The following is an 8,103-nucleotide window of genomic DNA, read 5'->3' as shown; positions in this document are numbered from 1 at the left end:
CCCCCGACGGCGCCGCCCCGCACCCCGGGACGCCGCGGCTCTTCCTCGACGCGTTCGCCCACCCCGACGGCCTCGCCCGGTTCGCCGAGGTCGAGCACCGCGACGCCGCCGAGACCCCCGGCCCCGACTACCCGCTGTACGCCACGACCGGCCGCGTCCTCGCCCAGTACCAGTCGGGCGCCCAGACCCGCCGGGTCCCCGAACTCGCGGCCGCCGCCCCCGAGGCCTTCGTCGAGATCCACCCCGACACCGCCGACCGGCTGGGGCTGGACGAGGGCGCCGCCGCCGAGGTCACCTCGGCCCGCGGCAGCACCACCGCCCGGGTCCGGCGCGTGCCCTCGCTGCGCACGGACACGGTGTTCCTGCCGTTCCACTTCGCCGGTGCCGGGCGCGCCAACCTGATCACCTCGGCGGCCCTCGACCCGCGCAGCCGGATGCCCGAGTTCAAGGTGTGCGCGGTCCGCGTCGGGCCGGCCCCGGCCCACGGCGGAGCGGGAGCCGACACCGCGCAGGCCGACGCCGCCGGGGCCGGGCTGTGAACGCGGGCGAGGTGCTGGTCGTCGGCGGCGGCAGCGCCGCCCACCGGTTCGCGGAACGGCTGCACCACCACGGCCACCGCGGCGGGCTGACGGTGCTCGGCGCCGAACCCCGCGCCCCCTACCACCGGGTGCTGCTGACCTCCGTCCTGGACGGCACGCTGCCCGCCGCCGCCCTCGCCCTGCCCGAACTCCCCGAGGGCGTCCGGGTGCGCACCGGGGTCACCGTGACCCGCATCGACCGCCGCCGACGCCTCGCGTACGCCGACGACGGCTCGGTGCACCGCTACGACACGCTGGTCCTGGCCACCGGCGCCCGCCCCCGCGTCCCCCGGATCCCGGGACTGCCCCGGCCCGGCGGCGCCGAAGGCGTCCTGACCCTGCGCACCCTCGCCGACGCCGAACACGTGCTGCGGGCCGCGCCCGACGCGCGCCGCACCGTCGTCCTGGGCGCCGGGCTGCTCGGCGTCGAGACGGCCGCCGCCCTGCGCCGGGCCGGCCACGAGGTGGCCCTCGTCCACCGCGGGCCGCACCCCCTGCACCGGCACGTCGACGCCACCGCCGGCGCGCTCCTCGTCCGACACCTGACCGACCTGGGCGTGGAACTCCACACGGGCCGCCGCGCCACCGGCCACTGCTCCGGCAAGCTCACCCTGGACGACGGCAGCGTGCTGGCCGCGGACACCCTGCTGCTGTGCACCGGAGCCGTGCCCGAGACGGAACTCGCCCGCCGGACCGGCCTCACGGTCCGCTCCGGGATCACCGTCGACGGCCGGCTCCGCACCGACGACCCGCACATCCACGCCATCGGCGACTGCGCCGAGCACCCCGGGGACACCGCCGGACACCTCGAACCCGCCTGGGCACAGGCCGAGTCCCTGGCCCGGCACCTGACGGGAGCCGGCGGCGGCCCGGAGCACCACGGCACGCGCCAGATCACCCGGCTCCGCCTCCCCGGCCTCGACCTGGTCCGCCTGGGCCGGGACCCGGCCCTGTCACCCGACGCGGCCCGGGCGGCCCACGCGCAGGCTGCGGGCGGTGCGAAGGCAGCGCCCGGCGCGGAGGCGGCAGGCGGCGCGCACCCCTCGGCCGGTACGGACCGGGCCGACGGCACAGCCCTGGCGGCCGGCACAGCCCTGGCGGGCGGCGCTGACCCGGCGGGCGGCGCTGACCCGGCGGGCGGCGCTGACCCGGCGGACGGCACGCACCCGACGGGCAGCGGCGCCGAGGTGGTCACCTTCACCGACCCCACCCGCGGCCGCTACGCCCGCCTCACCCTGCACGACCAGCGCATCACCGGCGCGGTCCTGCTCGGCCTGCCGCGGGCCATCGCCGCCGTGAGCCGGCTGTACGAGCGCGGCCTGCCCGTACCCGCCGGGCGGCTGGAGTTCCTGCTCGGCATCCCGCCCGCCGCGCCTGGCGCGGACGAGCTTCCCGACGACGCCGTCGTCTGCCGCTGCAACAACGTCACCAAGCACGCCATCACCGAGGCCTGCCGGGCCGGCGCCGCCGACGTGGAACAGGTCGCCGCGGCGACCCGCGCCACCACCGGCTGCGGCGGCTGCACGAGCGCCGTGCGCTCACTGTGCGGCCCGGTCCGAACCGGGAGCACCCCGTCATGAGCCACACCCCCCGCACCCTCGTCCTCGCCGGACACGGCATGGCCGGCCACCGCCTCGTGGAGGAACTGCGGGCCCTGGACCGGGCCGGATCCTGGCGGGTGGTGGTCCTCGCCGAGGAACCGCACCCCGCGTACGACCGGGTCGCGCTCTCCTCGTACCTGGACGGCCGCAGCGCCGCCGACCTCGGCCTGCCCGCGCCCGGCCTCGCGACGGACCCGCGGGTGGAGCTGCGGCTCGCCACGGCCGTCGCCTCGATCGACCGCACGGCCCGTACGGTGACCACCACCGCCGGCGACACCGTCGGCTACGACGCCCTGGTCCTGGCCACCGGCTCCAAGCCCTTCATCCCTCCCGTACCCGGCCACGACCTGCCCGGCTGCTTCGCCTACCGCACCCTCACCGACCTCGACGCCATCCGCGCGGCGGCCGTGCCGGGCCGCCCCGGCGTGGTCATCGGCGGCGGCCTCCTCGGCCTGGAAGCGGCCAACGCACTCCGGCTGCTCGGCATGGAGCCGCACGTGGTGGAACTCGCCCCACGGCTGATGCCGCTCCAGGTGGACACGGCCGGCGGCGACGTCCTCGGCCGGCGGGTGGCGGAACGCGGCCTCCACGCCCACTGCGGCGTCGCCACAGCATCGGTACGACCGGGCCCGAACGGCCGCGCCTCGGCGGTGGTCCTGGCGGACGGCACCGCCCTCGAAGCGTCCGTGGTGGTCTTCTCGGCGGGCGTACGCCCCCGAGACGAACTGGCCCGGCCCGCAGGCCTCGACACCGGCGAACGCGGCGGCTTCCTGGTGGACGCCCTGTGCCGCACGGACGACGCCCGGATCTGGGCGATCGGCGAATGCGCGGCCGTGTCAGGCCGCTGCCACGGCCTGGCCGCCCCCGGTTACCGGATGGCCGAATCGGTGGCCCGCCAGCTGCTGGGCCTGGGCGCAGACCCCTTCGAGCAGGCGGACATGTCAACGAAGCTGAAGCTGCTCGGCGTGGAGGTGGCGAGCTTCGGCGACGCCCACGCGAGCGCCGATGGCTCCCTGGCGGTGAGCTGCCTGGACCGGACACAGGGCACGTACGCGAAGCTCGTCCTGGACGCCGACGGCCGCACCCTCCTGGGCGGCATCCTGGTGGGCGACGCCCAGGCCTACGCCGACCTCCTCCCCTTCGTGGGCCGCCCGGCCCCCGCAGCAGCCCACCGCCTCCTGTCCCCGGCGTCCTGACCTGCCGCGCCGACCGGTCCTACGGCCGGTCCATTCCCGACCGGCCCCCGCGCTCCGCCGCACGGCCCGGGTGGCAGTCAGGATCGCCATGGCGGTGGAGGTACTGATCGGGGCGGGCGCCCGAAGCCGAGAACGGAATGACCTTCACGTATTCCGTGGTGCGGATCAGGCGCTGACAGCGCGCGCAGACACGGCCGGTGCTCACGCGGCCGCGACCCGGGACAGCAGCGCGTGGAGCCGGCGGAGCACGCGGGCCAGGGCCCGGGTGTGGGTCCACCGGCCGAACGGCGAGTCGGCCGGCCCCTCGCGCAGGACGGCGTTCCAGTCGTCGAGCACCCGCACCGCATCCGCGCTGCCGAGGGCCGCGACCTCGGGGAACCACAGGTCGCCGTACACCTGGAGGTCGACCGCGATCCCGGCGATCTCGCCGTCAGCCGGCTTCTGCTCGAACGGCACGAGAGCCCGCACAATCAGCCGCGCCCCCGCATCCAGCTCCGCCTGGTCGATACCCGTCATGTGCGCTCCCTCACGTCGTCACCGGATGTGATGGGTCGATGATGGGCAGGCGCGCTGATGGGCGGATAGGCCATCGGGCGGCCACGCACGGCCACGTCGCGGCCATCGCTGGATACGGCCGCCACGGCACCTCAGACTGGGCTCATGAGCCACCGCAACGATGCGTTGAGGGCAGCCCGGCTCCTGGTCGGCTGGCGCACCATGGAAGCCGCCGCCGCGCAGCTCACCCGGCACGGTCAACGACTCCTCGATGACGCCCACTTCACCGTCAGTGCCCGGACATGGCGCCGATGGGAGGGTACGCGGCCCGGGTGGCCGCCGGAGGAGACCGCGATCGTGCTGCACGATGCGCTCGGACGGTGGCCCGAGGACCTCGGATTCACGGTGCCCCACGGGTGGATGCGCCCCGAGAGACATCGAGAGGAAGACGTGAAGCGCAGGACGTTCGTCTCCGTCACAGCGGCCGCGCTCGTGCCCGGTCCGACCGCCCCTCAGTACGTCGACCCCGCGCTGATCACCTACTTTCAGGAGCAGTTGGAGGGGCACTACCGCGCGGACATGTTTCTCGGCCCGCACGACCTGATCGGAACCGTGTCGGCCCAATATCAGCTGATCGACAAATTGGTCAGGTCCGCGAAGGGAGAAACCCGCCGGGGTTTGCTCAGTGTCGGTGCCGCCTATGCGGCGCTCGTCGGCTGGCTGTACCAGGACGCCGGTGATCTCGGCGCGGCCGCCTTCTGGCGAGGGGTGACGCAGGAGATCGCGGCACGTTCCCGGGACCCGCAACTGATCGGCTACAGCCTCGTCAACCTGGCCCAAGTCCGTACGGACCTCGGTGACGGCCATGGGGTCATCGACCTGTGCGAGGCTGCGCTGGAGGACTCCGACCGGCTCGTCCCCAAGGTACGGATCATGGCCATGCAGCAGCAGGCCCACGGCGCCAGCCTCACCGGCGACCGACAGGCCGTGGACCAGCTCATCGATGGTGCCGGCAGACTGCTCGGCAGGGTCGACGACCGCCTCCCCTGGGGCAACGCGTGCCGACGAACGCCGGGCTACCTGGAGGTGCAGCGCGCCACCTGCTACGGGCGTCTCGGCCTCGGCAACGAGGCCGACAGCCTCTGGACTCAGCTCGTCGCCGACGTGCCGGCGACCGCCCGGCGGGATCGCGGCGTCTATCTCGCCCGCCACGCCGCCGCTGCGGCCTCAGCCCGAAAACCGGATCAAGCCGTCGGGCTCGCGCGGGAGGCCGCGGCCATCGCCCTTGAGACCCGCTCCGCGCGCCTGGTCCGTGAACTGCATTCCCTGAAGCGGACCATGACGCCATGGCAGGATGCGCCGGAAGGCCGGGACCTCACCGAGGTGCTGGCACCCGTGACCGAGGGGAGCTGACATGGGTGTACCGCAGCCGCTGTCCGACGAAGCGATCGAGCAGGAGCTGTCGGGCCTGCCGGGGTGGGAGCGGGAGGGCAACGAGATCACCCGCACCTACGAGATCCGCTACCACGCCGCGGTGGCCGCGATCGTCACGATCGCCGACAGGTCCAGGCGGATCCAGCACCACGCGGACCTCGACCTGCGGATCGACCACCTGCGGGCGGCGATCACGACCCACGACGCCGGGCACCGGCTGACCGCCGCCGACTTCGACCTCGCCCGCCGCATCGACGAGATAGTCGCCGCACACCAGGCCATCCCCCTGGACTGAGGACAGCGAAGCCCCCGCCCGGGACATGGCGGCGCCCGTCGGGTGGGCGGGAACCCGAGGGGCGGGGCAGCGGTCAGCGGCGCCCGTGGGAGAACGGGCGTGGGCGACGACCAGCAGAGCATCACCGAGGATCAGCGGCAGGCCGCCCGGCTGATCTGGGACTACCACCCCATGCGTCAAGCAGGGCTTCGCCATCGCCCAGGATGTCCCGGAGGACGTGCATGCCGCGTACGAGTCCCTCATCCGCGACGGCTTCATCAGCCGTCTCATCAGCACCTGACCGGGTGGACGACGCGTTCGACCGGTTCGCGGCACACGTCGAGGAACTGTGCAGCCGCGGGCTCGACGTACGGGAGGCCGGAGAAATGCCCAGGCGTGACTACGAGGACGACCCGGATGCCCCGAAGGCGACCAGCCTGGTGCCGGCGGCTTCGGCGGTCGTCGTGGACGGCGAGGGCCGGGTCCTGCTGCAGCGGCGCACCGACAACGGGATGTGGGCGCTGCCCGGCGGGAAGATGGAGCTGGGCGAGTCCGTCGCGGAGTGCGCGGCCAGGGAGACGTGGGAGGAGACCGGCATCCGGGTGGAGGTCACCGGCATCGTCGGAACGTACAGCAACCCGGGGCACGTGTTCGCGTACGACGACGGCGAGGTGCGGCAGGAGTTCTCCGTCTGCCTGCTGGCCCGGCCGACCGGCGGCACCCTCCGGACGTCGGACGAGTCCCTTGAGGTGGCGTGGTTCGCTCCCGATGAGGTGGACGGCCTCCCCATGGTGCCGAGCATCCGCAAGCGCTTCGATGACTGGCGAGCGGCGAACGGCCCTGTCGTGCGCTGACCGGCGTGGGCAGCCGACCACCTGCTGGCTTCGGGTTCGGATGGGATCGAAGGGCGGCGGCAGGGCGGGGGCGGCCGGGCCCGGGTTCCGGCCGATGCGCGCGGCTCCGGTGGGCCACCTCGTGGAGTCGAGGTGCGGTGTCCGGGGCGGCGTAGCGCCGGGGAGGCGTCGGCCCGAGGTCCCGGATGGCCCGGGAGGCTGCAGGGCGATGAGTGGAATACTCCACTTCGGCAAGGCAGGCTGGACCCATGCGGACTCTCTTCCGCCCAGGTCATCTGCCCGGAGGGGGCGAGCACAGCCGGGCCCTTTTCCGAGTCGCGCAGTGCGTGCCGTTCGTGATCATCCTGCTCGGGCTGGGGGTCGAACTCTCGCCCGTGCACGACATCTACACCGGCCCTCTCCTCACCGCGACACCGGCACTGGCTTCGCTGACGATGGGCCCGATGGGCACCCTCGCGGCAGCGGCGGGAGCCCTGTCCGTAAGCCTGACCACCACCACCCTGCACGACGCGTGGGGCGGCATGCTGATCTACAGCAACCTCTTGGGCCTCCTCGTGGTGGCCGTGGCCAGTGTCATCACGAGCAGAGCCGTGCACGCGCGCCGGCAGAGCGAGCTCAACCAGGTCCGCCGGATCGCCGTGGCGGCACAGAGGGTCCTGCTGCGGCCCGCACCTGCCCGGCTGGGCCCGGTCCGGGCGGCCAGCATGTACCTCTCGGCTGAGACGGGAGCGCAGATCGGCGGCGATCTGTACGAGGCCGTACAGACCCGGTACGGGGTCCGGATGATCGTGGGGGACGTCCGCGGCAAAGGGCTGCCTGCCGTGGGTCTGGCTTCGGCCGTGCTGGGCGCCTTCCGGGAGGCCGTGCACTACGAGGACGACCTGGTGGAGGTGGTGGACCACTGCGCGGCCGCGCTGCACCGGGAGCGGGCCTCGCCGAATGCGGCGGACCAGTGCGAGAGGGAGGACCGGGCGGAGGATTTCGTCACCGTGCTCGTGGCGCAGGTGCCGGACGCATTCGAGGTCCAGGTGGTCAATCGCGGCCATCCGCCTCCGCTGCTGCTGCACCGGGGGAAGGTTCAGGCCCTCATGCCCGGCTCACCGCTGCCGCCCCTGGGCCTGGACGAGTTCGTCACCGGTCCTCCCGTCAAGGCGGAGAGCTATCCGTTCGTACCCGGTGACCGTCTGCTGCTGCACACCGACGGGGTGATCGAAGCCCGCAGTCCCGACAACGTTTTCTTCGCCTTGCCGAGGGCCGTGGAAGCGTTGGCCCCCTGTACCCCGCCGCAGTTCCTGGAACAACTGCACCAGGCCTTGATCCGTCATACCGGGGGCCACCTGGCGGACGACGCGGCGATGCTCGTCGTCGAACGGCTCGACGAGGAAGCGGGCGACCAGTCGTCGGCGCAGCCCCCGCCTCCCGAGGCGACGGACGGCGTTGATCCTCCGACCACGTCCTGAGCGCGGTGCTCGGCAGAACCCGCCGACCGGAGTGCTCACCGCGTCCGTCGGCCGCGAGATGGAGGGCCACGCCGGCTCCGCCACAGCGCGGCGCCCCCCGGGTTCGGCGGGAACCCGAAGGGCGGGCGGAGGCGGCCGGTCCTGAAATTCCGGCCGGGCGCGGCGCTCCGGTGGGGCGGCGGAGGGACGGGTGCACCGGTGGGGGCGGTGC

8 protein-coding genes and 1 pseudogene are annotated in these 8,103 nt (G+C 74.0%); 8 read left to right on the top strand and 1 reads right to left on the bottom strand.

The window, feature by feature from the left end; genetic code table 11:
• From HYE82_RS30770 to HYE82_RS30755, 3 genes are all read left to right on the top strand, one after another.
• A partial coding sequence (locus tag HYE82_RS30770; protein ID WP_179177477.1) for a molybdopterin oxidoreductase family protein occupies nucleotides 1-539 on the top strand: 539 nt, incomplete at its 5' end.
• Complete coding sequence (locus tag HYE82_RS37380; RefSeq protein WP_218783257.1) at nucleotides 536-2,158, top strand: FAD-dependent oxidoreductase; 1,623 nt, start codon at nucleotides 536-538, stop codon at nucleotides 2,156-2,158. The genes HYE82_RS30770 and HYE82_RS37380, both read left to right, overlap by 4 nt.
• Complete coding sequence (locus HYE82_RS30755; RefSeq protein WP_179177476.1) at nucleotides 2,155-3,375, top strand: FAD-dependent oxidoreductase; 1,221 nt, start codon at nucleotides 2,155-2,157, stop codon at nucleotides 3,373-3,375. The genes HYE82_RS37380 and HYE82_RS30755 overlap by 4 nt, the downstream gene beginning before the upstream one ends.
• Before the next feature lie 201 nt (nucleotides 3,376-3,576).
• Here HYE82_RS30755 and HYE82_RS30750 read toward each other — a convergent pair whose 3' ends face one another.
• Entirely contained in the window at nucleotides 3,577-3,891 is a 315-nt protein-coding gene (locus HYE82_RS30750; protein WP_179177475.1) for a DUF6415 family natural product biosynthesis protein, read from the bottom strand.
• 144 nt (nucleotides 3,892-4,035) lie between these two features.
• On the opposite strand from HYE82_RS30750, the gene HYE82_RS30745 reads away from it, so the two are divergent.
• The 5 genes and pseudogenes from HYE82_RS30745 to HYE82_RS30730 all read left to right on the top strand — a co-directional run bounded on the left by HYE82_RS30745 (nucleotide 4,036) and on the right by HYE82_RS30730 (nucleotide 7,892).
• Nucleotides 4,036-5,283, top strand: a complete 1,248-nt coding sequence (locus HYE82_RS30745) for a Twin-arginine translocation pathway signal (protein ID WP_179177474.1) — start codon at nucleotides 4,036-4,038, stop codon at nucleotides 5,281-5,283.
• Between the two features lies 1 nt (nucleotide 5,284).
• Entirely contained in the window at nucleotides 5,285-5,599 is a 315-nt protein-coding gene (locus HYE82_RS30740) for a 4a-hydroxytetrahydrobiopterin dehydratase (protein ID WP_179177473.1), read from the top strand.
• A gap of 178 nt (nucleotides 5,600-5,777) precedes the next feature.
• Nucleotides 5,778-5,879 (top strand): annotated as a pseudogene (locus HYE82_RS38575) (YdcF family protein); the annotation flags it as partial.
• A gap of 85 nt (nucleotides 5,880-5,964) precedes the next feature.
• Nucleotides 5,965-6,432, top strand: a complete 468-nt coding sequence (locus tag HYE82_RS30735; RefSeq protein ID WP_179177478.1) for an NUDIX hydrolase — start codon at nucleotides 5,965-5,967, stop codon at nucleotides 6,430-6,432.
• A gap of 335 nt (nucleotides 6,433-6,767) precedes the next feature.
• Nucleotides 6,768-7,892 (top strand): PP2C family protein-serine/threonine phosphatase, encoded by a 1,125-nt coding sequence (locus HYE82_RS30730; protein ID WP_309144501.1) that lies wholly within the window; start codon nucleotides 6,768-6,770, stop codon nucleotides 7,890-7,892.
• The last annotated feature ends 211 nt before the right edge of the window (nucleotides 7,893-8,103 follow it).

This window comes from Streptomyces sp. BR123 (genome assembly GCF_013401435.1).
Lineage (GTDB): Bacteria > Actinomycetota > Actinomycetes > Streptomycetales > Streptomycetaceae > Streptomyces.
This window is presented reverse-complemented; position numbering and strand designations above follow the sequence as displayed.

What these genes read in the sequence shown, in the direction of transcription:
- HYE82_RS30755 (WP_179177476.1), top strand. Translation starts at nt 2,155, where the DNA reads ATGAGCCACACCCCCCGCACCCTCGTCCTCGCCGGACACGGCATGGCC.
- HYE82_RS30750 (WP_179177475.1), bottom strand. Translation starts at nt 3,891, where the DNA reads ATGACGGGTATCGACCAGGCGGAGCTGGATGCGGGGGCGCGGCTGATT.
- HYE82_RS30745 (WP_179177474.1), top strand. Translation starts at nt 4,036, where the DNA reads ATGAGCCACCGCAACGATGCGTTGAGGGCAGCCCGGCTCCTGGTCGGC.
- HYE82_RS30740 (WP_179177473.1), top strand. Translation starts at nt 5,285, where the DNA reads ATGGGTGTACCGCAGCCGCTGTCCGACGAAGCGATCGAGCAGGAGCTG.
- HYE82_RS30735 (WP_179177478.1), top strand. Translation starts at nt 5,965, where the DNA reads ATGCCCAGGCGTGACTACGAGGACGACCCGGATGCCCCGAAGGCGACC.